We start from the raw sequence: 24,647 nt of genomic DNA on the forward strand, positions 1-24,647 counted from the left end.
AGAGTTATTCGATGGGAAGTGCTGTGGTGTATTTAATCTGTTCCATCGCAAAGCTTGAGGTGACGTCCGACAGTCCGGGGACGCGATTCACCAGGCTTTTGTAAAAATCATCGTAGCGTTTCATGTCAGCAACCTGCACGCGCATCAGGTAATCATACTCCCCGGCCATACGCCAGAAGCCGAGCACCTCAGGCATTTGCGTCACTTCGCTGACAAACAGGCTGTACCAGTCGCTGCTGTGATGCTGGGTTTTAATCAGGACGAACGCCGTCAACCCTAAACCGAGTTTTTCCGGATCCAGCAGCGCCACACGCCCGAGCAGCACGCCGTCATCTTCCAGCCGTTTAAGCCGTTTCCAGCATGGCGTGGTGGTCAGATTAACGGCATCCGCTAACGCCTGCAAAGAGAGCGTGCAGTCATTCTGCAGCAAGGAGAGCAGCTTACGGTCAATTTTATCTAGCATTACCTTCACCGAGAGAAAAATTTTCTCTCTTAATTGTATTTTAAAGGTCAGATGGCAACAATTTTTTCTGCCGTTTTCGCTAAGCTGGGCACAAAATGACAAACGGAAAAATGATGATGAATAGCACCTGGGTCAAAAATGCCATTAGCGAAATTAACGCCGATTATCAACGCAGCGCCGATACGCATCTGATTCGTTTGTCGCTGCCCGCTTTCCCCGATATTCAGCTGTATCTGAAAGATGAAAGCACCCATCCCACCGGCAGCCTGAAGCACCGCCTGGCGCGTTCGCTGTTCCTCTATGGGCTGTGCAACGGCTGGATTCAGGAAGGCACGACGATTATTGAATCCTCTTCCGGTTCCACTGCGGTGTCCGAAGCCTATTTTGCCCGCCTGCTGGGGCTGCCGTTTATTGCGGTTATGCCTGCCTGCACGGCGAAACGTAAAATCGAGCAAATTGAATTCTACGGCGGCCGCTGCCATTTCGTGGAGAGTGCCTGTGAAATCTACGCCGCATCGGAAAAACTGGCCCGCGAGCTGAACGGCCATTATATGGATCAATTCACCTACGCAGAACGCGCCACCGACTGGCGCGGCAACAATAATATTGCCGACAGCATTTTCCGCCAGATGTCTCACGAACCGAATCCGGTGCCGTCATGGGTGGTGATGAGCGCGGGCACCGGTGGCACCTCCGCCACCATTGGTCGCTACATTCGCTGCCAGGGTTACGACACGCGACTGCTGGTCGTCGATCCGGAAAATTCAGTCTTCCTCGACTACTGGCAGCACCGCGACGCCAGCCTACGCGGCAGCGTCGGCAGTAAAATCGAGGGTATTGGCCGCCCGCGCGTCGAACCGTCGTTTATCCCGGACGTCGTCGATGACATGCTGCGCGTGCCGGACGCCGCCAGCGTCGCCACCGCGCAGTGGCTGGAAACCCAGTTGGGCCGCAAAGTGGGCGCGTCCACCGGCACCAATATGTGGGGCGCGCTGCAGCTGGCTGCGCAAATGCGCGCCGAAGGAAAAAGCGGTTCGATCGTCACACTGCTGTGCGACAGCGGCGAGCGCTATCTTGATACCTATTACAACGCCGAATGGGTGGCGAATAACATCGGCGATATCGCGCCGTGGCGTCGTGAAATCGAGCAACTGATCGCCCAATAAAAAAAGCCCGACATCATCAGATGCCGGGCTTGCTGGTAAGTCTCTCTATTCGGGGGAATAAGGTAGATTTGGTGTATCCAGCCAATGCGTTAAATAGTGGGAAACCGCCTGGTTGGCGCAGTTTCCAATAACCGGCAGATGAGGCAGAGCCGCTTTAAGCTGCCCCATTGCGTTGCCCATGATCACGCCCCGGCCCACCAGCCCCAGCATTTCACGGTCGTTCATGGCATCGCCAAAGGCCATGCACTCTTCCATGCCGACGCCAAGATGGTCGCTCAGCACCTTCAGCGCCGCGCCTTTGTTGCTGCCACGCGGCAGCACCTCCAGACAGTCTATCGCTGAGAAACAGATGTCGGCGCGCTCATCCAACGCTTCTGTGAGTTGAATACGCAGGCGGCAGAGATCGTCGTGATCGCCACAGAAACAAATTTTGGTCACCTGATGCGCCGGGATCCGCCGCAGATCGCGCAGCTGGTAGGAGAAACCGCTATACACATGCGCCTTGAGTAATTCCGGGATCTCGCGCCCGGTAAACCAGCCGTTATCGTTAAAAACGTGCATGCTGGCTTTGGTATCCCAGTAGGAATGCAGCACCTGCTCGGCGACGTCTGCAGCAAGGTCGCTGCGATACAGCACTTCGCCCTGTTGGGTATGAATGCGCGTCCCGTTACCGGTAATTAAATATGCGTTCAGCGAAAGCGTGTCGACCAGCGGACGCATCTCCAGCACATGACGTCCGGTAGCAAAAGTCAGCGTAATTTGCCGTTCGCGCAGCCGTTTCAGTACCGCAACGGTTCTCTCGCCTAAACGATGGTCTGGCATCAACAGTGTGCCATCCATATCAAACGCCGCCAGTCTTGCCATGATTTATCCCACCTGTGATCGCTCTCTCTTGTCAGTCAGTATCTGCTGGGATATACGGAAGTAATACTGAATACTTCATTTTTATTGTTCCGGGTTTATATGCGACTGTTAAATCGTTTAAATCAGTTCCAGCGTCTGTGGCTGCCGTCGCAGGGTGACGATCAGCAGGTGACCATTGCCGAGCTGGCCGCACGCTGTTTTTGCAGCGAGCGCCATGTGCGCACGCTGCTGCGTCAGGCGCAGGAGGCCGGGTGGCTCAGCTGGCAGGCGCAGTCCGGGCGCGGTAAGCGTGGTCAGCTACGTTTTCACACCACACCGGAGGCGCTGCGTAATGAGATGATGGAGACCGCACTCAACCGTGGGGAACAGCACAATGCGCTGGAACTCGCGCAAATTGCCCCGGTTGAGCTGCGGGCGCTACTGCATCCGTTTCTCGGCGGTCAGTGGCAAAACAACACGCCGACGCTGCGTATTCCCTACTATCGCCCGCTGGAACCACTGCATCCCGGCTTCCTCTCCGGGCGTGCAGAGCAACATCTAGCCGGACAGATCTATTCAGGCTTGACCCGTTTCAACCATGAGGCCTCTCAGCCGCAGGGGGATTTGGCTCACCACTGGTCGGTTTCTCCGGACGGGCTGCACTGGCAGTTTTACATTCGCTCAACGCTGCACTGGCACAACGGTGACGCCGTCGAGACGGAACAGCTACGCCGCCGTCTGCTGATGCTCTTCGAACTACCGGAGCTGGCAAAGCTGTTCGCCAGCGTGAAAGAAATTACCCAAACCCACCCTCAGTGTTTGAGCTTTATCCTTCATCGCCCGGACTATTGGCTACCGCACCGGCTGGCCAGCTACTGCAGCGTGCTGGCGCATCCGGACGACCCGGTGCAAGGGACCGGCCCCTTTATGCTGAAGATCTTCGAGCCTGAGCTGGTGCGTATTGAGAGTCACCATCGCTATCATCAAAGCCATCCGCTGCTCCAGGCGATCGAGTACTGGATCACGCCACAGTTGTTCGAGCAAGGGCTCGGCACCAGCTGCCAGCATCCAGTGCAGATAGCCATCGGCAAGCCGGAGGAGTTGGCTGAGCTACGGTTAGTCAGCCACAGTATTAGCCTCGGTTTTTGCTATCTGGCGTTGCGTCAGAGCCCACGACTGAGCATGGCGCAGGCGCAGCGGGTCATCGCGCTGATTCACCGCTCCGGCCTGCTGCAAAGCCTGCCGCTAGGCGAAAACCTGATAACACCAAGCGAAGAGATGCTGCCTGGCTGGGATATCCCGTTGGTGCCGGAAGACGATGAAGTCGCCCTGCCTTCCCGTCTCACTCTGCTTTATCACCTGCCGGTCGAACTGCATACGATGGCAGAGGAGTTGAAAATCGCACTCGCACGGCAAGGCTGCGAATTAACGGTGCTGTTCTATGATGCCAAAAGCTGGACCGGTTGCCCCCACCTCCCCCAGGCCGACCTGTTTATGGGCGACAGGCTCATCGGCGAGATGCCGGAATATGCGCTGGAACAATGGCTACGCTGCGACGCGCTGTGGCCGGCACTGTTTACCGATTCACAGGCTGCCCGCGTGCAGTCGGCGCTGGATGAAGCGCAGGCGTTGCCGGATGACGGCCTGCGAATTGCCGCGCTGAAGCGTATTTTTACGCGCTTAATGAGTGACGCCATCCTGACGCCGCTGTTTAACTATCAGTACCAGGTTAGCGCGCCGCCGGGGGTTAACGGCATTCGCCTTAACGCCCGCGGCTGGTTCGATTTTAGCGCGGCCTGGCTGCCGCCCACCGTGCGGTGAAGAAGCTGGTCGCCGCGCCGCACAGGCGTTACCATAGCGGCTTTCAGATTCACAGACAGGAAAAACCATGAAACGTGCCGTTGTCGTCTTTAGCGGTGGACAAGACTCCACTACATGCCTGGTGCAGGCGCTGCATCAATATGATGAAGTGCACTGCGTCACGTTTGATTATGGTCAGCGCCACCGCGCCGAAATTGACGTCGCCCGCGAACTGGCCTTAAAGCTAGGCGCCCGCGCGCACAAGGTGCTGGACGTCACTCTGTTGAACGAACTGGCGGTCAGCAGCCTGACCCGCGACAGCATTCCGGTACCGGACTATGAGCCCAGTGCCGATGGCATTCCCAACACCTTCGTGCCGGGGCGCAATATTCTGTTCCTGACGCTAACGGCGATTTACGCTTATCAGGTGCATGCAGAAGCGGTCATTACCGGCGTGTGCGAGACCGACTTCTCCGGCTATCCGGATTGCCGCGACGAATTCGTGAAGGCCCTGAACCATGCGGTGAGCTTAGGGATGGCGAAAGATATTCGTTTTGAAACGCCGCTGATGTGGCTGGACAAAGCGCAGACCTGGGCGCTGGCGGACTACTGGGGCAAGCTAGATCTGGTGCGCAGCGAGACGCTGACCTGCTACAACGGCATTAAGGGCGATGGCTGCGGCCACTGCGCGGCCTGCCATCTTCGCGCCAACGGGTTAAATCATTATCTGGCGGATAAGCCGGGCGTGATGGCCGCGATGAAACAAAAAACCGGACTGAAATAAGTCTTGAGACATTATCGATAAAACAGGATGCCAGGCCGGATAAGGCAACGCCGCCATCCGGCAACTGCGCTGCGCAGCCTGATGGCGCTTAGCTCATCAGGCCTACGAATTACGCTACCTTCAGTCTCAACACATTACTCAACCATTGCTTCCAGATGCTGCCGCAACTCGCCTTCCAACGGCAGCGCCTTCTGGGTTTTCAGATCGATACACACAAAGGTGATCAGCGCATCGGCCACCACCTGGCCTTCCGGATTTAGCGTCACCACCTGGCTGAGTACGCCGCTTTTGCCGTTTAGCTGCTCCACTTTGCTGGTCACCGTCAGCACGTCGCCCAGCACCGCCGGGCGGCGGTAGTTGATGTTGATATTCACCACCACAAAGGCAATGTGGTGCGCGCTCATCCACTGGAACCCCGCGCTATTTTCCAGCCCGTCCCAGCGGGCCTCTTCCAGAAACTCCAGATAGCGGGCGTTGTTAACGTGCTGGTACACGTCCAGGTGATAACCGCGAACTTTGATTTGTGTCTGCATAGCGCCATAGCCTTGTTATTTTAAATTATGAATAGAGTCAGAGGTCACACCACTGGTATGACCTCTTTAGTCTGGCAAATTTTCAGCCGAGTGCAAACCGTCAAAGTAAATTAAAGCGTGAGGTGCGCCAGATTCCTCTCAACCAGCGAGCTGCCCATTCCCGGTACTTGTTTAAGATCGTCCAGCGTTTTGAAGGGGCCATACTCCTCGCGATAGCTGACGATGGCCTGCGCTTTCTTCAAGCCGACGCCATTCATCGCCTGGGCCAGCGCTTCGGCTGACGCCGTATTGATGCTCACCCTGGTACCTTCATCCTCAGCGTTCTTGTTCCCCGGCACGGCCTTCGCCTGTGTATCCGGCGCGGCGCTCACGCTGCTCTGCGCTGCTGGCGTTTTTGCCGCCGCGGGCTGGGCGGCCTGCGTGCTGAAACTGACTCCGGCACAGGCCATAACGGCGGCGATAACACACAGTTTGATTCCACGTTTCATATTGATGTCTCCTTATTGGTTAATGACCAGAGCACCATAACGAGCGGCGGAAGACCGTGCAAAAGGCGGATTTTAAATGTGGAAAAGGCCGCGAAAGCGGCCTTTGGTATGTTCATCGCATTACAAATTTATGCGAGGCGAGTTCCGATTATTGCTGCTGGTCGATGATATCGCCGAGCTTAATCTTCGCGGATTTACGCAGGTTGTTCATCATCGCTTCGAAAGCGATCTGGGCATTGTTCTGGGTAATTCCCTGCACCATCGCTTTTTTCTGCGCTTCCGGCATTTCGCCTGCTTTCACTTCGTCCAGCGCCAGCAGAACCACGTTACCCTGCATATCGTTGCCGATACCGAAGCTTGGTTTATCTTTCTGCGGCAGCGGCAGTGAGAAGGCCGCCTGGCTCAGCGGATCCTGACCCGCGCGGCTCAGCGTTTTACTGGCGCTAAAGCTCAGACCCGCCGCTTTCATCGCCTCGTCACCTTTACCGTCTTTCAGCGCCACCAGCAGCTTCTCAGCATCCAGTTTCGCCTGCTGTTCAGCTTTGTTGTGCTTAACGATATCGGTCACCTGCGCTTTCACGTCGGCCAGCGGTTTCACCGCTTCGGCTTTGTGCTCGCTCACGCGCAGTACGAAGGCGCGATCGCCATCGACGGTAATAATATCGGAGTTGCTGCCCGGCATGCCGTTCTCGCCAACCAGACCGCCGTTAAAGATAGCGTCAGATACCGGTTTGAAGTTCAGCTCAGCGGGCAGGTTATTACGGTCAAACCAGCCAGTTTCGACGGCTTTAACACCTGCCGCCTGCTCTGCACCTGCCAGGGAGTCGTTATCATTGCTCGCCGCGTCGCTCACTTTCTGCTGCAGGGCATAGAATGCGTCGAGCGCTTTTTCCTGCTTCACTTTGTCGGCAATGTCCTTACGTACGTCCGCCAGCGGTTTTACCACCGCAGGCTGAACGTCATCCAGACGTGCGACCAGGAAGCCAACAGAAGATTTAATCACCCCAGACAGCTGGCCTTTCTCTTTCAGCCCGGCATTTTTCAGTTCGTCAGGGGTCGTCGAGGCTTCCAGCCAGCCCATATCACCGCCGTTACGTGCAGAGATAATATCGGCAGACTTGGTTTTCGCCAGTTCAGCGAAGTCAGCGCCTTTGTTCAGCTCGTCCAGCACGGCTTTCGCTTCCGCTTCAGTTTTAGTCTGAATCACGCTGTAGCGGTCACGCTGCGGCTGAGTGAACTGATCCTGATGCTGGTCGTAGTAAGACTGGATATCGTCGTCAGAGACGTCCTGGCTCATTGCCGCTGCATCCAGCTTGATGTAGCTGACGCGGAACTGTTCCGGCGCCACGAACTGACCTTTGTTTTGTTCGTAGTAGCTGGAAATTTCCTGATCGCTCACCTGCTGTTTTGCCGCCAGTGCGTTGACGTCGATGGTCGCTTCGCGCACCAGACGCTGCTGGGATACCAGCGCCGCCAGCTGGTCGGTTTCGCCCGGCAGCATGAAGTCGGTGCCTGCAACGGCGTTAATCAGCTGCTGAGTGGTTAACTGGTTACGCAGCGCCTGAGCATACTGGTCAGGCGTCATGCCCATCTGATTCACCAGCGAGGTATAGCGGGTGTTATCAAATTTGCCGTCGTTCTGGAACGCCGGGGTAGCAAAAATCGCTTTACGCACCTGCTCATCGCTGATGCCAAGACCTAAGTCTTTCGCATACTGGTCCAGCAGCGCTTCGTCAATCAGGCGGTTCAGTACCTGCTGACGCATTGTTTTGATGTAGTTTTCGTTGGCCGCCAGCTCGGAGAACTGATCGCCCAGCTGTTGCTGCATACGGTTACGTTCGCTGGCAACGGCATTTTCAAACTGGCCGCGGCCGATTTCCTGGCCATTCACTTTCGCGGCAAAATTATTGTTACCGCCAATCAGGTAACCACTCACGCCGGTCAAAATGAACGACACGATAATGAGACCGAAAATGACTTTGATCACGACACTGTTAGCTGCCGTGCGTAAATTGTCCATCATGGTGTAACAACACTCCGCTGTAGGTGACTTTTATACCTCGTGCAGCATACCACGTGTGGCCACTGCGCGTGAGGGCGTATTTTGACAAGAAACCGGGGCGGTTGTCAGCACAGACCGCATATAAACGCTTAAAAGTACGCAATAAGCCATAAAAAAAGGCACATCAGATGATGCGCCCTTGTACTTTGCCACATTCCCTTAGCGGGAAAGCGATCAGTTTACCGCGTCTTTCAGTGCTTTACCTGCACGGAAGCCTGGTACTTTCGCGGCAGCGATAGTGATCTCTTTACCGGTCTGAGGGTTGCGGCCAGTACGGGCAGCACGCTCTTTAACAGCAAAGGTACCAAAACCTACCAGCGCAACGTCATCCCCAGCTTGCAGAGATTCAGTAACAGAAGCAATTAAAGCATCTAACGCACGTCCAGCTGCAGCTTTGGAGATATCCGCGCCAGCAGCAATTTTGTCAATCAGTTGAGATTTGTTCACTGTTCTCTTCCTCTCTTTATTATTTATATCGCACCTGAATCCTTCAGGGTGCGATCGCGGAGCAGTTATATCAGGACTCCCATGCCCTTACAACACCCGTTGTCGACGACACACCTGCCAGCCGTCTAAATTAGCGAGACAAAAAAAGGCTGGCAAGTCAGTTTACGCTTGCCAGCCCGCTTTTTATTAACGCTCTTTGCGCGAGGTCACTATTTTGCGGTTACAACCTGCATGCCGGTCGGCTCATTTTGCAGCGCAAGGGACAGAACTTCCTCAATTCGTTTCACCGGGTGAATGTCCAGATCCGCCAGAACGTTGTCTGGAATCTCTTCCAGATCGCGTTTGTTCTCATCAGGAATCAGAACAGTCTTAATGCCGCCACGGTGTGCTGCGAGCAGTTTTTCCTTCAGACCACCGATCGGCAGCACCTGGCCACGCAGGGTGATTTCACCCGTCATCGCCACGTCTGCACGCACCGGGTTACCGGTCAGGCAGGAAACCAGCGCGGTACACATCGCGATACCGGCACTCGGGCCGTCTTTCGGCGTTGCCCCTTCCGGCACGTGAACGTGAATGTCGCGTTTTTCGTAGAAATCCGGGTTGATACCCAGTTTTTCCGCGCGCGCGCGCACCACGGTCAGCGCCGCCTGAATGGACTCCTGCATCACTTCACCCAACGAACCGGTGTAGGTCAGCTTGCCTTTACCCGGTACGCAGGCGGTTTCGATGGTCAGCAGGTCGCCGCCCACTTCCGTCCACGCCAGGCCGGTCACCTGACCCACGCGGTTTTCGTCGTCGGCGCGACCGTAGTCAAAGCGCTGAACGCCGAGGTAATCGTGCAGATTGTCGCCGTTAATCTCGATGTGCTTCAGCTCTTTGTCGAGCAGCAGTTGTTTAACCGCTTTGCGGCACAGTTTCGAAATTTCACGTTCCAGGCTACGGACACCCGCTTCACGCGTGTAGTAACGGATGATGCCGACGATTGCGCTGTCGTCCACCGTCAATTCGCCTTTTTTCAGGGCGTTACGCTCAATCTGCTTCGGCAGCAGGTGGCGTTTGGCAATGTTCAGCTTTTCATCTTCGGTATAACCGGACAGACGAATCACTTCCATACGATCCAGCAGCGGCGCCGGAATATTCATGGAGTTCGAGGTCGCCACAAACATCACGTCGCTGAGATCGTAGTCCACTTCCAGGTAGTGATCGCTGAACGCCACGTTCTGCTCGGGATCCAACACTTCCAGCAGTGCAGACGCCGGATCGCCACGCATGTCAGAAGACATTTTGTCGATCTCATCAAGCAGGAACAGCGGGTTTTTAACGCCCACTTTGGCCATTTTCTGGATCAGTTTGCCCGGCATCGAGCCAATATAGGTACGACGGTGGCCGCGGATTTCCGCCTCATCACGCACGCCGCCCAGCGCCATACGGATGTATTTGCGACCGGTTGCCTTAGCGATAGACTGACCCAGAGAGGTTTTACCTACCCCCGGCGGCCCTACCAGGCACAGAATCGGCCCCTTGATTTTGTTCACACGGCTTTGGACCGCGAGATACTCAAGGATGCGGTCTTTCACGCGCTCCAGGCCGTAGTGGTCGGTATCGAGGATTTCCTGCGCCTGGCGAAGGTCTTTTTTGACCTTGCTGCGCGCGTTCCACGGCACCTGCACCATCCAGTCGATATAGCCGCGTACCACGGTCGCTTCCGCTGACATCGGTGACATCATTTTCAGCTTCTGCAGTTCGGCTTCGGTTTTTTCTTTCGCCTCTTTCGGCATTTTCGCCGCGTCGATCTTACGCTTCAGCGCTTCGTTTTCGTCCGGCGCGTCGTCCATCTCGCCGAGTTCTTTCTGAATGGCTTTCATTTGCTCGTTCAGATAGTACTCACGCTGCGATTTTTCCATCTGCTTTTTCACGCGGTTGCGAATACGCTTCTCAACCTGCAGCAGATCGATTTCCGACTCCATCATCGCCATCAGGTATTCCAGGCGTTCGTTGATGTCGGACATCTCGAGAACGGACTGCTTATCTGACAGCTTCAGCGGCATATGCGCAGCGATGGTGTCCGCCAGACGCGCAGGGTCGTCGATGCTGTTCAGCGACGTCAGCACTTCCGGTGGAATTTTCTTGTTCAGCTTGATATAGCCTTCAAACTGACCGATTGCCGTACGCACCAGCACTTCCTGCTCGCGCTCTTCAATCTCCGGCGATTCCAGATACTCCGCCTTCGCCGAGAAGTGCTCGCCGTTATCAGACAGCGTGGTGATACGCGCGCGCTGAAGGCCTTCAACCAGTACTTTGACCGTACCGTCAGGCAGTTTCAGCATTTGCAAAATAGAGGCCACGGTCCCGACGGTGAAAAGATCGTTTACACCCGGCTCATCCGTTGAAGCGTCTTTCTGGGCGACCAGCATGATTTTTTTATCATGATCCATGGCCGCTTCCAGACAACGGATAGATTTTTCCCGCCCTACAAATAAGGGAATGACCATGTGCGGATAAACCACCACATCGCGCAACGGCAATACGGGGATTTCAATGCGTTCAGAACGCTCAGGATTCATAGAGCTCTCTCTTAGTTTAGTGTCCGCCAGGTAAACTGGTCATGCGACTGTGCTTCACACAACCATTAACATGTAACCAGTATATGGGGATGTATTCCACACATTCAACGCTATGAATACGGAAAAATAAAAGGGGAGATAAAATCCCCCCTTTTTGATTAACTGATTGTATGAACTGGTGAATTATTCGCCAGATGCCTGCTGCGCTTCCGGCTTGCCGTAAATCAGCAGCGGCTCGCCTTGACCGGCAATGACCGACTCGTCGATGACCACTTTCTCAACGTCTTCCATGGAAGGCAGATCGTACATGGTTTCGAGCAGCGCGGCTTCCACGATGGAACGCAGGCCACGGGCGCCGGTTTTACGCGCCATGGCTTTCTTGGCGATAGCGTCCAGCGCTTCATCACGGAATTCCAGATCCACACCTTCGAGGTTGAACAGCGCCTGGTACTGCTTAGTCAGGGCGTTTTTCGGCTCTTTGAGGATCTGAATCAGCGCTTCTTCGCTTAACTCAGTCAGCGTTGCTACCACCGGCAGACGACCGATAAACTCAGGGATCAGACCAAATTTGATCAGATCTTCCGGCTCGACCTGGCTCAGCAGTTCGCCTTCGCTGGCTTTATCCGTTTTCGATTTCACCGTCGCGCCAAAGCCAATACCCGAACCGGTTTCAACGCGGTTACCGATCACTTTATCCAGACCGGCAAACGCGCCGCCGCAGATAAAGAGGATCTTCGAGGTATCAACCTGCAGGAATTCCTGCTGCGGATGCTTACGTCCGCCCTGCGGCGGAACGGCCGCTACGGTGCCTTCAATCAGCTTCAGCAGCGCCTGCTGTACGCCTTCGCCGGACACGTCGCGGGTAATCGACGGGTTGTCAGATTTACGGGAAATCTTGTCAATTTCATCGATGTAAACAATACCGCGCTGCGCTTTCTGTACGTCGTAGTCGCACTTCTGCAGCAGTTTCTGAATAATGTTTTCAACGTCCTCACCCACATAACCCGCTTCGGTCAGGGTGGTGGCGTCCGCCATGGTGAACGGAACGTCCAGCAGGCGAGCCAGCGTTTCTGCCAGCAGGGTTTTACCGGAACCGGTTGGGCCGATCAGCAGAATGTTACTTTTGCCAAGCTCAACGCCGTTGTTGGTATCACCGTTACGCAGACGTTTGTAGTGGTTGTAGACCGCAACGGCCAGCACCTTTTTCGCCTGTTCCTGACCGATAACATAGTCATCTAAGTGGTGGCGAATTTCGTGTGGCGTCGGCAGAGCACTGCGTTCACGATGCGGCGCCACTTCTTTAATCTCTTCGCGAATGATGTCGTTACATAAGTCGACGCATTCGTCGCAGATATACACGGATGGGCCGGCGATGAGCTTACGCACTTCGTGCTGGCTTTTGCCGCAAAAAGAGCAGTACAACAGTTTGCCCGAGCCATCTTTGCGTTTATCTGTCATGAGTCAAAACCTCTTTTTAAGTTCTTTGTGCCGCATATGACGACGCAAATGCCATTCTTAAGCGCAAGCTGCTACGCAAGCGTTGTGCCGCCCTTAGTATTATATACCGTGCAGCGGCACGTGCCGTCATGACATTAGTTACGTTGACTCAAAATTGAGTCAACCAGGCCATACTCGACGGCTTCAGAAGCGGACAGGAAGCGGTCACGTTCAGTGTCGCTTTCGATCTGCTCCAGAGACTTGCCGGTATGGTGCGCCATAAGCTCATTCATACGTCCTTTCACCTTCAGGATCTCACGGGCGTGGATTTCGATATCCGTCGCCTGGCCCTGATAACCGCCCAGCGGTTGGTGAATCATCACGCGGGAGTTCGGCAAGCAGAAGCGCTTACCTTTTGCGCCTGCGGTCAGCAGGAACGCGCCCATCGACGCCGCTTGCCCCATACAGATGGTGCTGACGTCCGGCTTGATGAACTGCATGGTGTCATAAATAGACATCCCAGCCGTAATCACGCCACCTGGGGAGTTGATGTACAGGTAAATGTCTTTTTCCGGGTTTTCCGCTTCCAGAAACAGCATTTGCGCCACAATCAGGTTCGCCATGTGGTCTTCCACCTGGCCGGTCAGAAAGATGACACGCTCTTTAAGCAGACGGGAGTAGATATCAAAAGAACGTTCGCCACGGGAGGTCTGTTCAATGACCATCGGCACCAGGGCCATGTGGGGTGCAAAGTTATCTCGTTCGCCACTGTATGACATTTCCGTCTCCTGGATAATAAATAAAATAGCCACAGCTTTCTGATTATAGAGATGCGGCGAGTGATTCGTTCCCCCAGTAATGGGTACGATCTTACCCTATTTCAAGCATAACAATATTTTGTTGTTACGCTAACACCCAAACGGCGTTTTATCATGTCAGCTTTATTTATCGCTGCAATAAAAAAAAACCCGTCACCAAAAGGCAACGGGTTTTTCTCAAAACCGTAAACCGGGAAGCGAAATTACGCCTGCTGGTTCATCAGTTCGTTGAAGGAAGTTGCTTTTTCAGTCACTTTCGCTTTTTCCAGAACCGCTTCAACAGCCTGTTCTTCCAGAGCGACGCTGCGCATGTTTTCCATCAGCTCTTTGTTTTTGCTGTAGAATTCAATAACTTCTTTCGGATCTTCGTAGGCGGAAGCCATTTCTTCGATCAGGGTAGCAACGCGTGCTTCGTCAGCTTTCAGCTCGTGGGTACGAATCACTTCGCCCAGCAGCAGGCCAACAACAACGCGGCGTTTCGCCTGCTCTTCGAACAGTTCGCGCGGCAGTTCCATCGCTTGCTGCTGGTTGCCACCGAAACGCTGAGCAGCCTGACGACGCAGAACGTCGATTTCGCTGTCGATCAGGGCAGCCGGAACGTCGATTTCGTTCGCTTTCACCAGGCCTTCGATCGCCTGAGATTTCACACGGTTACGTACCGCGCCTTTCAGCTCGCGTTCCATGTTTTTACGCACTTCAGCGCGCAGACCTTCAACGGTGCCATCTTCAACGCCGAAACGTTTGATGAATTCAGCAGTCAGTTCCGGCAGCTCACGCTCTTCAACTTTCTTCAGGGTAATCGCGAACTTAGCCGCTTTACCTTTCAGGTTTTCAGCGTGATATTCTTCCGGGAAGGTCACGTCGATGGTGAACTCTTCGCCTGCTTTGTGGCCTTTGATACCGTCTTCAAAGCCCGGGATCATACGACCCTGGCCCATCGCCAGTACGAAGTCAGTCGCTTTGCCGCCTTCGAACTCTTCGCCGTCTACGGAACCGATGAAGTCAACGGTTACGCGGTCTTCAGCGTCAACAGCGCCGTCTTTGTCTTTCCAGTTAGCCTGCTGCTTACGCAGGGTGTCCAGCATGCCGTCAACGTCGGCTTCGGTCACTTCAACAACCGGTTTTTCAACTTCGATAGCGTCCAGACCTTTCAGCTCAACTTCCGGGTACACTTCGAATTCTACTGCGTAGGTGAAGTCTTCACCCTGCTTGTATTCGCCCGGAACGTAGTTCGGTGCGCCAGCCGGATTGATCTTCTCTTTGATGATCGCATCAACAAAGTTGCGGCTCATCAGGTCACCCAGCACGTCCTGACGCACGGAAGCGCCATAACGCTGAGCAACAACATTCATCGGTACTTTACCTTTACGGAAACCGTCAATGCGTACTTTTTTCGCTACGTTGACCAGCTCGCTTTTTACAGCGGTCTCGATGCTGTCAGCAGCGATAGTAATCGTTACACGGCGGCCAAGGCCCTGAGTGGTTTCAACTGAAACTTGCATCTTGTTACCTCAAAAAAATCACAGTGCTCGGTCAACTCTGAATCATGCCTTGCAGTACTGGGACGTTCTCTTTTAATCAGAAACCATTCCCTGTAGCCAGAATCATCCCGAAGACATTCCGAAAAATAAGACGCAGCATTATAGCGGCATCACTTTTATGAGTCGAGAACGGTTATCACGCGTTGCTGCGGCATTTTTCACAATTCCCGGCTAATTTTTGTCTGAATACTGTTTTTAGCGCTCAAAATTCAGACAAAACAAAACGGCCCGCAGGCCGTTTTCTCATAATCTGTACGCAACATACTGGAAAAGTTCCGCGTTGCAAATGCCTTTTCTACGCGATAGTCCCCGCGCCGCGACACGGCGGCGAGGCAAAAACGGTATCCTGTAAACCTTCCCACTCTTTACGCGTGTAGGTATGCAGTGCCAGAGCATGTACGGTGGAGGCAAACTCCTCTGTTAGGGTGCCATAGATCATTCGGTGGCGATTCAGGAAGCGTTCCCCGGTAAAGCGATCGCTCACCAGCACAACTTTAAAGTGGCTCTCTGAGCCTGCCGGTACGTTGTGGCGGTAGCTTTCATCGACAACTTCCAGGAACACAGGATCAAACGCTGCCCTTAATTTTTCTTCGATTTGTTCACGCATCATCATGATATTACTCCTCCGACAACGTTAAGATGCCGCCTATCCCTTTAAATGTTAGCCGCTTTTACTGATTCCATTACACAAAGGCAACAAAAAATTAGCGTTCGCCTCATTTTATTTGTCAAGTAGATGAAGTTAACGCCTTTTACAATCCGTCCTCATCTGAAATCCTGCCGCAAACCGCTTCTTGTTGCAGAAAAGCACCAACACGATGAAATTACATGCATTGCCTACTTCCCCTGACCGTTGGCGATGTTATGATGGCGGGAATTTTCAGTAAACAATGCGTTTGAGAACCCTAACATGTTAAAAAAAATCCTCTTCCCACTGGTAGCACTGTTTATGTTGGCAGGATGCGCAACGCCGCCGACCACCGTTGACGTGTCGCCGAAAATCACACTGCCTCAGCAGGATCCGAGCCTGATGGGCGTGACCGTCAGCATTACCGGCGCCGACCAGCGTCAGGATCAGGCGCTGGCGAAAGTCACTCGCAACAACCAGCTGGTGACCCTGACCGCTTCCCGCGACCTGCGCTTCCTGATGCAAGAAGTGCTGGAAAAACAGATGACCGCGCGTGGCTACATGATTGGCCCGAACGGTGCGGTAAACCTGCAGATCATCGTTAATCAGCTGTACGCCGACGTTTCCCAGGGTAACGTGCGTTACAACATCAATACCAAAGCGGATATCGCTATCATCGCGACCGCCGCGAACGGTAGCAAGATGACCAAAAACTACCGTTCTAACTATTCCGTTGAGGGCGCGTTCCAGGCCTCCAACCAGAATATCGCCAATACCGTTGATAGCGTCCTGAGCGACACCATCGCCGATATGGCCCAGGACACCGCGATCCACGATTTCATCAAACAGAACGCTCGTTAATCCTGTCTCAGACCCGGCACCTCGCCGGGTCTGAACGTATACGCCTATGTCTGCTCACTATCTGCGAATTTTTCAGCAACCGAAATCAGCCATTCTGCTGATTCTTGGCTTTGCGTCCGGTTTACCGCTTGCCCTGACCTCAGGGACGCTCCAGGCGTGGATGACGGTCGAGAATATCGACCTGAAAACCATCGGTTTCTTCTCGCTTGTCGGACAGGCATATGTGTTTAAGTTTCTCTGGTCTCCGGTCATGGACCGCTATACGCCGCCATTCCTCGGGCGTCGTCGCGGCTGGCTGTTAACCACCCAATGTTTGCTGCTTGCCGCCATTGCGGCGATGGGTTTCCTTGAACCCGCCACACAGCTGCGCTGGATGGCGGCGTTGGCGGTTGTTATCGCCTTCTGTTCCGCTTCGCAGGATATCGTCTTCGACGCCTGGAAAACCGACGTGCTGCCCGCCGAAGAGCGCGGGGCCGGTGCGGCAATTAGCGTGCTGGGCTACCGCCTGGGGATGCTGGTTTCCGGCGGTTTAGCGCTGTGGCTGGCTGATAAATGGCTGGGCTGGCAGGGCATGTACTGGCTGATGGCCGCGCTGCTGGTGCCCTGTATTATCACCACCCTTCTGGCGCCGGAACCAAGCGACGTTATTCCGGTACCTAAAAGCCTTGAGCAAGCGGTGGTTGCGCCATTAAAAGATTTCTTTGGCCGCAACAACGCGTGGCTGATCCTGCTGCTGATTGTGATGTACAAGCTCGGCGATGCCTTCGCCATGAGCCTGACCACCACCTTCCTGATTCGCGGCGTTGGCTTTGACGCAGGCCAGGTCGGGATGGTCAACAAAACCCTTGGCTTATTCGCGACCATCGTCGGCGCACTGTACGGCGGTGTGCTGATGCAGCGTCTGACGTTGTTCCGCGCGCTGCTCATTTTCGGTATTTTGCAGGGTGTCTCCAACGCCGGTTACTGGATGCTGTCGGTCACCGATAAACACCTCTACTCGATGGCGGCGGCGGTGTTCTTTGAAAACCTGTGTGGCGGTATGGGCACCGCGGCGTTTGTCGCCCTGCTGATGACGTTATGCAATAAGTCGTTTTCCGCCACCCAGTTTGCGCTACTGTCGGCACTCTCTGCCGTAGGTCGCGTGTACGTCGGGCCAATTGCCGGCTGGTTTGTTGAAGCCCACGGCTGGCCAGCGTTCTATCTTTTCTCCGTGGTCGCCGCCGTGCCGGGAATCTTCTTGCTGCTCGTCTGCCGACAAACGCTGGAGTATACCCAGCAAACCGAGCAGTTTATGCCGCGTACGGACTATAGCGGCGGCTATCGTCTGGCGCTGCGTCTGCTGTTAGTGGGTGTTGCGCTGCTGGGTATTTGGCTGCTGATGTTAATCAGCGATGCGCTGGATTTCTCAGCGCTATCGTGGTCAGCGAGGGTGCTTGAAGCGGGGGTAGCGATTGCCTTTGTTGGCATCGTTGTCGGCTGCCTGCTTGACTATCTGGCTCTGCGTAAAACGTCGGTTCCACTAAATAAGTAAAAAATGCGACCTATCCGACGTAATCACTACGCGTAATAATAACTCACGCATCGTATATGAAATTTTTTATTTGCGCTTTTGTGCGCTTTAGAATTCTGGAAATTACTGGAGCGTTTAAAACAGGCTTTATTTCTTTAACCGATTCAGCAGCAGACCAATTAAATTTTCGTTTTTTAATTGTCTTTTATTTGATGATTAATTGTTAATTAATTGTATATTTTTGACAATGGTTATACCAATTGCCATCCTAACCCTTCCCTTATGCCCCCTTTCGTTATAACGCCCGTCAGATGGGCATTCCGCCTGAAAAATAGACACATTCGGCAACATCTGTGACAAGCACGGCAGAACCCGGTAACACATAACTGACAGAGCCCCAATGATGTTTACAGTAATGCAACCTTCCCGTAAAATGACCCCACACTTTAAACGCCACCAACACCCCGTGGAATTGAGGTCGTTACATGAGACTCAGGAAATACAATAAAAACTTGGGATGGTTGTCATTAATCGCCAGCACTGTATTACTCAGTGGCTGTGATTCTGCACTACTTGACCCCAAAGGACAGATTGGACTGGAGCAGCGTTCGCTGATTCTGACGGCCTTCGGCCTGATGATGATCGTCGTGATACCGGCCGTCTTAATGGCTGTTGGTTTCGCCTGGAAGTATCGTGCGAGCAATAAAGATGCGAAGTATAGCCCGAACTGGTCACACTCCAATAAAGTGGAAGCTGTGGTCTGGACCGTGCCAATTCTTATCATCATCTTCCTCGCCGTTCTGACCTGGAAAACCACTCACTCCTTAGAACCGAGCAAACCGCTGGTTCATGACGAGAAACCTATCACCATTGAAGTGGTTTCCATGGACTGGAAATGGTTCTTCATCTACCCGGAGCAGGGCATTGCTACCGTTAACGAAATCGCTTTCCCGGCGAACGTACCGGTGCAGTTCAAAGTGACCTCCAACTCCGTGATGAACTCCTTCTTTATCCCGCGTCTGGGCAGCCAGATTTATGCCATGGCCGGCATGCAGACCAACCTGCATCTTATCGCTAACGAAGCGGGTACCTACGACGGTATCTCAGCAAGCTATAGCGGCCCGGGCTTCTCTGGTATGAAGTTCAAAGCCATTGCTACGCCGGATCGTGCCACATTCGATCAGTGGGTCGCTAAAGCGAAACAATCTCCGAACACCATGAACGACATGGCGGCATTCGAGAAAGTGGCTGCACCGAGCGAATACAACAAGGTGGAGTACTTCTCCAGCGTGAAACCAGATTTGTTTAAAGCAGTGACCAGCAAATTCATGGATCACGGCAAGAGCATGAACATGTCCAAACCGGAAGGCGAACACGCAGCGCACGAAGGAATGGAAGGCATGGACATGAGCCAAGCGGAATCCGCTCACTAAGGGGCCGAGGAAGAATACGATGTTCGGAAAATTGACACTGGATGCAGTGCCCTACCACGAACCCATTATCGTGGTTACGGTGGCTGCCATTATCGTCGGGGGACTTGCTCTCCTGGCGGCCATCACTTACTTCGGTAAGTGGTCCTATCTATGGAACGAGTGGCTGACCTCCGTCGACCACAAAAAACTCGGCATCATGTATGTCATCGTCGCTATCGTCATGCTGCTGCGTGGCTTTGCCGATGCCATTATGATGCGTAGCCAGCAGGTGCTGGCCTCTGCCGGGGAAGCAGGCTTCCTGCCGCCTCATCACTACGACCAGATCTTTACCGCCCACGGCGTTATCATGATCTTCTTCGTGGCGATGCCGTTCGTTATCGGTCTGATGAACCTGGTGGTTCCGCTGCAGATCGGCGCGCGCGACGTGGCGTTCCCGTTCCTGAACAACCTGAGCTTCTGGTTCACCGTTGTCGGTGTGGTTCTGGTTAACCTGTCGCTGGGTGTGGGTGAATTTGCTCAGACCGGCTGGCTGGCCTATCCGCCGCTTTCGGGAATAGAGTACAGTCCGGGCGTAGGGGTCGATTACTGGATTTGGGCGCTGCAGCTCTCCGGTATTGGTACCACTCTGACCGGTATTAACTTCTTCGTGACCATCATCAAGATGCGTGCGCCAGGAATGACGATGTTCAAGATGCCGGTATTTACCTGGGCATCTCTGTGCGCCAACATCCTGATTATCGCCTCTTTCCCAATTCTGACGGTTACCATCGCGCTGCTGACCCTGGATCGCTATCTGGGCACCCATTTCTTTACCAACGATATGGGCGGCAACATGATGATGTACATCAACCTGATTTGGGCCTGGGGCCATCCGGAAGTGTACATCCTGGTTCTGCCGGTCTTCGGTGTGTTCTCTGAAGTTGCCGCAACCTTCTCGCGTAAACGTCTGTTTGGCTACACCTCGCTGGTGTGGGCGACCGTGTGTATTACCATCCTGTCGTTCATCGTTTGGCTGCACCACTTCTTCACCATGGGTGCCGGCGCGAACGTTAACGCCTTCTTCGGTATTACCACGATGATTATCGCCATCCCGACCGGGGTGAAGATCTTCAACTGGCTGTTCACCATGTATCAGGGCCGCATCGTCTTCAACTCGGCGATGCTGTGGACCATCGGCTTTATCGTGACCTTCTCGGTCGGCGGTATGACCGGCGTTCTGCTGGCGGTGCCGGGCGCGGACTTCGTGCTGCACAACAGCCTGTTCCTGATTGCGCACTTCCATAACGTGATCATCGGCGGTGTGGTATTTGGTTGCTTCGCCGGTCTGACCTACTGGTGGCCGAAAGCCTTTGGCTTCACCCTGAACGAGACCTGGGGCAAACGCGCCTTCTGGTTCTGGATCATCGGCTTCTTCGTTGCGTTTATGCCGCTGTACGTGCTGGGCTTCATGGGTATGACCCGTCGCCTGAGCCAGCAGATTGACCCGCAGTTCCACCCGATGCTGGTGATTGCCGCATGCGGTGCTGCGCTGATTGCCTGCGGTATCCTGTGCCAGCTGATTCAGTTCTACGTGTCTATTCGCGACCGCGAGCAGAACCGTGACCTGACCGGTGACCCATGGGGCGGCCGTACGCTGGAGTGGGCAACCTCTTCCCCGCCTCCGTTCTATAACTTTGCCATTGTGCCGCAGATTCACGAACGCGATGCATTCTGGGAAATGAAAGAAAAAGGCGAAGCGTACAAGCAGCCGACACAGTATGAAGAAATTCATATGCCGAAAAACAGCGGTGCGGGCATCGTGATTGCCGCCTTCGCTACGGTGTTTGGTTTCGCCATGATCTGGCATATCTGGTGGATGGCGATTGTCGGCTTCGCTGGCATCCTGATCACCTGGATTATCAAAAGCTTTGACGAGGACGTGGATTACTACGTGCCGGTTGCAGAAGTCGAAAAACTGGAAAATCAGCATTTCGATGAGATTTCTAAGGCAGGGCTGAAAAATGGCAACTGATACTCTCGCGCACAACGCCCACGCGCATGAACACGGGCATCACGATACAGGGCCGATGAAAGTCTTCGGTTTCTGGATCTACCTGATGAGCGACTGCATTATCTTCGCCACGCTGTTTGCCACCTATGCCGTTCTGGTGAATGGCACGGCGGGCGGCCCGACCGGTAAAGATATCTTCGAACTGCCGTTCGTGCTGGTGGAAACCGCACTGCTGCTGTTCAGCTCCATCACCTACGGCATGGCGGCTATCGCCATGTACAAAAACAACAAGAGCCAGGTGGTTTCCTGGCTCGCCCTCACCTTCCTGTTTGGTGCCGGGTTCATCGCGATGGAAATCTATGAATTCCATCACCTGATTGTTGAAGGTATGGGCCCGGATCGCAGCGGCTTCCTGTCAGCGTTCTTCGCGCTGGTCGGGACTCACGGTCTGCACGTCACCTCCGGTCTTATCTGGATGGCGGTGCTGATGGTGCAGATTTCTCGCCGCGGCCTGACCAGCACTAACCGTACGCGTATCCTGTGCCTGAGCCTGTTCTGGCACTTCCTGGACGTCGTATGGATCTGCGTGTTCTCAGTTGTTTACCTGATGGGGGCGATGTAATGAGTCATTCTAACGATCACAGCGGCGCATCCCACGGCAGCGTGAAGTCGTACATGACAGGTTTTATCCTGTCTATCATCCTGACGGTGATCCCGTTCTGGATGGTAATGACCGGTAGCGCGTCGCATGCGGCAATTCTCGGCACCATTCTGGTGACCGCTGTTGTGCAGATCGTCGTACACCTAGTGTACTTCCTGCACATGAACAGCAAGTCTGACGAAGGCTGGAACATGACCGCGTTTGTCTTTACCGTGATAATCATTGCCATCGTGGTGGTAGGCTCCATCTGGATTATGTGGAACCTGAACTACAACATGATGGTTCACTAAGAGCGGCGAGTATGTTTAAGCGATACCTGCAAGTAACGAAGCCTGGCATCATTTTTGGCAACCTGATCTCGGTGATCGGCGGTTTCCTGCTGGCCTCCAAGGGCCACATCGATTATCCGCTGTTCGCCTGGACGCTGATCGGCGTGTCTCTGGTGGTCGCCTCGGGTTGTGTTTTCAACAACTACATCGATCGTGACATCGACCGTAAGATGGAACGTACGAAGAACCGAGTGCTGGTTAAGGGACTGATTGCGCCAAAAACGTCGCTGGTCTACGCCACCTTGCTGGGTCTCGCTGGCTTCATGCTGCTGTGGTTCGGCGCCAATCCCCTCGCCTGCTGGCTGGGGGTGATGGGGTTTGTGGTTTATGTCGGCGTCTACAGCCTGTACATGAAGCGCCACTCCGTTTACGGCACGCTGATTGGTTCTCTCTCCGGCGCTGCGCCGCCGGTGATTGGCTACTGCGCGGTCACGGGTGATTTCGACAGCGGCGCGTTAATTCTGCTGGCCATTTTCAGCCTGTGGCAGATGCCTCACTCCTACGCTATCGCGATTTTCCGCTTCAAGGATTATCAGGCAGCGAACATTCCGGTTCTGCCGGTGGTGAAAGGCATTGCCGTGGCGAAGAACCACATCACGGTGTATATCGTAGCGTTTGCTTTAGCTACGCTGATGCTCTCTCTTGGCGGCTACGCCGGGTATAAATACCTGGTTGTTGCAGCGGCAGTGAGCGTCTGGTGGCTCGGTATGGCGCTGCGCGGGTACAAAGTGGAAGATGATAAGGTCTGGGCACGCAAGCTGTTCGGTTTCTCCATCATCGCCATTACCGCGCTGTCTGTGATGATGTCCGTGGACTTTATGGTGCCTAACTCACAGAGCCTGCTGACTTACGTCTGGTAAGACACACGGTCTGACAAAAAACCTCGCTTCGGCGGGGTTTTTTATTACCTGAAGAAAAGTGCCCGATATTGATGTTTTCCTAAATATTGGCGAGGCTGGTGTTTAAGCGGCTCATTCAAGGGGAAGAGGTATAAAATCGCGGCGGGTGCTTGAGACTATTTGTCTTGAGCATGACGTGAAAGGCAGATAGACAAAAGCCCCAGATAACATTCAGCGTCCGGCAAGACGCTTAACATTAATCTGAGGCCCCTAAATGAAAAGCAACATTAGGTTAGCCTCTTACCGACCTTCGGGTCAAGGAGAAGTAGGCTATGAAGCGGAACAAGGTAGTAATTGTTGCCCTGATCGTCCTCTGTATTACCGTCGTGTTGTCGGTGCTGGTCACGCGCAAAGATCTTTGCGCGGTCCGTATTCGCAGCGGGCATACGGAGGTCGCCGTCTTCACAGACTACGAATCTGTTAAGTAAGAGACCCGGCGGGGAGCAATCCCCGCCACTCTTGAAGTTGCCAGGTATTCTCAACGCACCCAATTCTTTCACTAACTCACCAGCATCGCCTGTGCGCTATACAGCAAATCAAGATGGTCCCGGCATAGCGCCTCCAGCGACGTACGCGACTGATGGCTGGTCAGACTCAACGCCCCCCAGTACAGCCCTTCCCTGTCGGCCAGCGGCACGGCAATCACCAACATGCCAATTTCAAACTCCTGCTCGATGGTGGCGTACCCCTGACGACGAACCTGCGCGATGCGCTCCATTAATTGCGCGACGTCCGTCACCGTATAAGGCGTACGCTGCTCGCGGGTAATCCGCTGGAGTACCGCCTCGCATTCCGCTTCCGGCAACGATGCCAGCCACAGACGGCCCCCCGCCGTGCAATGCACCGGTACCCGCTCCCCCAGGCGCACAGAGGTCGAGTTAAATGGCGTATGTTTGCTGCGGGCGATATAAACCAGCTCGTTGTCATCAATAACCCCAACGGACGCATGTTCCTCGGTGCGGCTGGCGACGTACTCGACGATCGGCCGCACCATGCGCGGGAACTGGGCAGAATCGACGTAAGCCTGGCCCAGACGGAGGTTTTTCGCCGTTAACCAGTAGTAACGTCCGTCGGTCGCCAGATAACCATCATGTACCAGCGTCAGAAAAAAACGGCGGGCGGCGCTTTGCGTCAGCCCGCTCATTTTCGCCGCTTGCGGCACCGTTAAGCGCGGGTTTGCTTTTGAGAAGAGCTGGATGAGCGCCAGCCCCTTTTGCAACCCGACGATCAGGTCGCGTTGATGAATCTCGTTTTGCATAGTTGTTCACACTTTTGCAACATAGGGAGTCAATTACTGCGATTATCGCACTGTCGGTGCGATTAACAACCAACCTGTCCGAATTCTGCGTTGTCGCTCACCGCTTCCGTTGAAATACTCAAGCAACAGTTT

The 24,647-nt window shown here is 54.2% G+C and carries 23 protein-coding genes; 11 read left to right on the forward strand and 12 right to left on the reverse strand.

All coding sequences use genetic code 11. The features are described 5' to 3' along the window. Positions 1-4: 4 nt before the first annotated feature. Positions 5-463, reverse strand: coding sequence for an Lrp/AsnC family transcriptional regulator (locus NNN71_RS03390; protein WP_065356870.1), 459 nt, complete (start codon positions 461-463; stop codon positions 5-7). Between the two features lie 113 nt (positions 464-576). On the opposite strand from NNN71_RS03390, the gene NNN71_RS03395 reads away from it, so the two are divergent. Continuing rightward, complete coding sequence (locus NNN71_RS03395; protein ID WP_271457879.1) at positions 577-1,629, forward strand: PLP-dependent cysteine synthase family protein; 1,053 nt, start codon at positions 577-579, stop codon at positions 1,627-1,629. A gap of 45 nt (positions 1,630-1,674) precedes the next feature. Here NNN71_RS03395 and cof read toward each other — a convergent pair whose 3' ends face one another. Then, entirely contained in the window at positions 1,675-2,493 is an 819-nt protein-coding gene (gene cof, locus NNN71_RS03400) for an HMP-PP phosphatase (protein ID WP_271457880.1), read from the reverse strand. Positions 2,494-2,592: 99 nt separating this feature from the next. Between cof and NNN71_RS03405 the strand changes: the two genes are divergently transcribed. After that, positions 2,593-4,293, forward strand: coding sequence for an SgrR family transcriptional regulator (locus NNN71_RS03405; RefSeq protein WP_271457881.1), 1,701 nt, complete (start codon positions 2,593-2,595; stop codon positions 4,291-4,293). 67 nt (positions 4,294-4,360) lie between these two features. Continuing rightward, a complete protein-coding gene (gene queC, locus NNN71_RS03410) occupies positions 4,361-5,056 on the forward strand; it encodes a 7-cyano-7-deazaguanine synthase QueC (RefSeq protein ID WP_223804041.1) in 696 nt (231 codons plus the stop codon). A 134-nt stretch (positions 5,057-5,190) separates the two neighbouring features. Here queC and NNN71_RS03415 read toward each other — a convergent pair whose 3' ends face one another. From NNN71_RS03415 to bolA, 9 genes are all read right to left on the reverse strand, one after another. Further along, complete coding sequence (locus tag NNN71_RS03415; RefSeq protein WP_163445932.1) at positions 5,191-5,589, reverse strand: YbgC/FadM family acyl-CoA thioesterase; 399 nt, start codon at positions 5,587-5,589, stop codon at positions 5,191-5,193. Between the two features lie 110 nt (positions 5,590-5,699). Further along, positions 5,700-6,077 (reverse strand): helix-hairpin-helix domain-containing protein, encoded by a 378-nt coding sequence (locus NNN71_RS03420; RefSeq protein WP_271457882.1) that lies wholly within the window; start codon positions 6,075-6,077, stop codon positions 5,700-5,702. A 148-nt stretch (positions 6,078-6,225) separates the two neighbouring features. Beyond that, positions 6,226-8,100, reverse strand: coding sequence for a peptidylprolyl isomerase (gene ppiD / locus NNN71_RS03425; RefSeq protein ID WP_163445930.1), 1,875 nt, complete (start codon positions 8,098-8,100; stop codon positions 6,226-6,228). 213 nt (positions 8,101-8,313) lie between these two features. After that, on the reverse strand, positions 8,314-8,586 hold the full coding sequence (gene hupB / locus NNN71_RS03430) for a nucleoid-associated protein HU-beta (protein WP_002444653.1): 273 nt from the start codon (positions 8,584-8,586) through the stop codon (positions 8,314-8,316). Positions 8,587-8,795: 209 nt separating this feature from the next. Continuing rightward, positions 8,796-11,150 carry an endopeptidase La gene (lon, locus tag NNN71_RS03435; protein WP_163445929.1) on the reverse strand — a complete coding sequence of 785 codons (2,355 nt, stop codon included), beginning with the start codon at positions 11,148-11,150 and terminating at the stop codon, positions 8,796-8,798. Positions 11,151-11,333: 183 nt separating this feature from the next. Continuing rightward, on the reverse strand, positions 11,334-12,608 hold the full coding sequence (gene clpX, locus NNN71_RS03440; RefSeq protein WP_064547924.1) for an ATP-dependent protease ATP-binding subunit ClpX: 1,275 nt from the start codon (positions 12,606-12,608) through the stop codon (positions 11,334-11,336). Between the two features lie 134 nt (positions 12,609-12,742). Then, entirely contained in the window at positions 12,743-13,366 is a 624-nt protein-coding gene (gene clpP, locus NNN71_RS03445) for an ATP-dependent Clp endopeptidase proteolytic subunit ClpP (RefSeq protein WP_035894303.1), read from the reverse strand. Between the two features lie 242 nt (positions 13,367-13,608). Then, on the reverse strand, positions 13,609-14,907 hold the full coding sequence (tig, locus tag NNN71_RS03450; RefSeq protein WP_064547922.1) for a trigger factor: 1,299 nt from the start codon (positions 14,905-14,907) through the stop codon (positions 13,609-13,611). A 334-nt stretch (positions 14,908-15,241) separates the two neighbouring features. After that, entirely contained in the window at positions 15,242-15,559 is a 318-nt protein-coding gene (bolA, locus tag NNN71_RS03455; protein WP_064547920.1) for a transcriptional regulator BolA, read from the reverse strand. A gap of 297 nt (positions 15,560-15,856) precedes the next feature. On the opposite strand from bolA, the gene NNN71_RS03460 reads away from it, so the two are divergent. From NNN71_RS03460 to NNN71_RS03495, 8 genes are all read left to right on the forward strand, one after another. Continuing rightward, positions 15,857-16,435, forward strand: coding sequence for a lipoprotein (locus NNN71_RS03460; protein WP_271457883.1), 579 nt, complete (start codon positions 15,857-15,859; stop codon positions 16,433-16,435). A gap of 46 nt (positions 16,436-16,481) precedes the next feature. Further along, positions 16,482-17,966: a muropeptide MFS transporter AmpG gene (ampG, locus tag NNN71_RS03465; RefSeq protein WP_271457884.1), complete on the forward strand. Its 1,485-nt coding sequence runs from the start codon at positions 16,482-16,484 to the stop codon at positions 17,964-17,966. 464 nt (positions 17,967-18,430) lie between these two features. Further along, complete coding sequence (gene cyoA / locus NNN71_RS03470) at positions 18,431-19,378, forward strand: cytochrome o ubiquinol oxidase subunit II (protein WP_271457885.1); 948 nt, start codon at positions 18,431-18,433, stop codon at positions 19,376-19,378. Between the two features lie 19 nt (positions 19,379-19,397). Then, positions 19,398-21,389: a cytochrome o ubiquinol oxidase subunit I gene (gene cyoB, locus NNN71_RS03475; protein ID WP_064547912.1), complete on the forward strand. Its 1,992-nt coding sequence runs from the start codon at positions 19,398-19,400 to the stop codon at positions 21,387-21,389. Beyond that, positions 21,379-21,990, forward strand: a complete 612-nt coding sequence (locus NNN71_RS03480; RefSeq protein WP_064547910.1) for a cytochrome o ubiquinol oxidase subunit III — start codon at positions 21,379-21,381, stop codon at positions 21,988-21,990. The genes cyoB and NNN71_RS03480 overlap by 11 nt, the downstream gene beginning before the upstream one ends. After that, positions 21,990-22,319, forward strand: a complete 330-nt coding sequence (locus NNN71_RS03485) for a cytochrome o ubiquinol oxidase subunit IV (RefSeq protein WP_064547908.1) — start codon at positions 21,990-21,992, stop codon at positions 22,317-22,319. Before NNN71_RS03480 ends, NNN71_RS03485 begins: the two co-directional genes overlap by 1 nt. Before the next feature lie 11 nt (positions 22,320-22,330). Further along, entirely contained in the window at positions 22,331-23,218 is an 888-nt protein-coding gene (cyoE, locus tag NNN71_RS03490; protein ID WP_064547906.1) for a heme o synthase, read from the forward strand. Between the two features lie 311 nt (positions 23,219-23,529). Continuing rightward, entirely contained in the window at positions 23,530-23,685 is a 156-nt protein-coding gene (locus tag NNN71_RS03495) for a Hok/Gef family protein (protein WP_163445925.1), read from the forward strand. A 71-nt stretch (positions 23,686-23,756) separates the two neighbouring features. Here NNN71_RS03495 and NNN71_RS03500 read toward each other — a convergent pair whose 3' ends face one another. Continuing rightward, positions 23,757-24,515 (reverse strand): IclR family transcriptional regulator domain-containing protein, encoded by a 759-nt coding sequence (locus tag NNN71_RS03500; protein ID WP_163445924.1) that lies wholly within the window; start codon positions 24,513-24,515, stop codon positions 23,757-23,759. Positions 24,516-24,647: the final 132 nt, after the last annotated feature.

The organism is Kluyvera sp. Awk 3 (assembly GCF_028069715.1).
GTDB classification, from domain to species: domain Bacteria; phylum Pseudomonadota; class Gammaproteobacteria; order Enterobacterales; family Enterobacteriaceae; genus Kluyvera; species Kluyvera georgiana_A.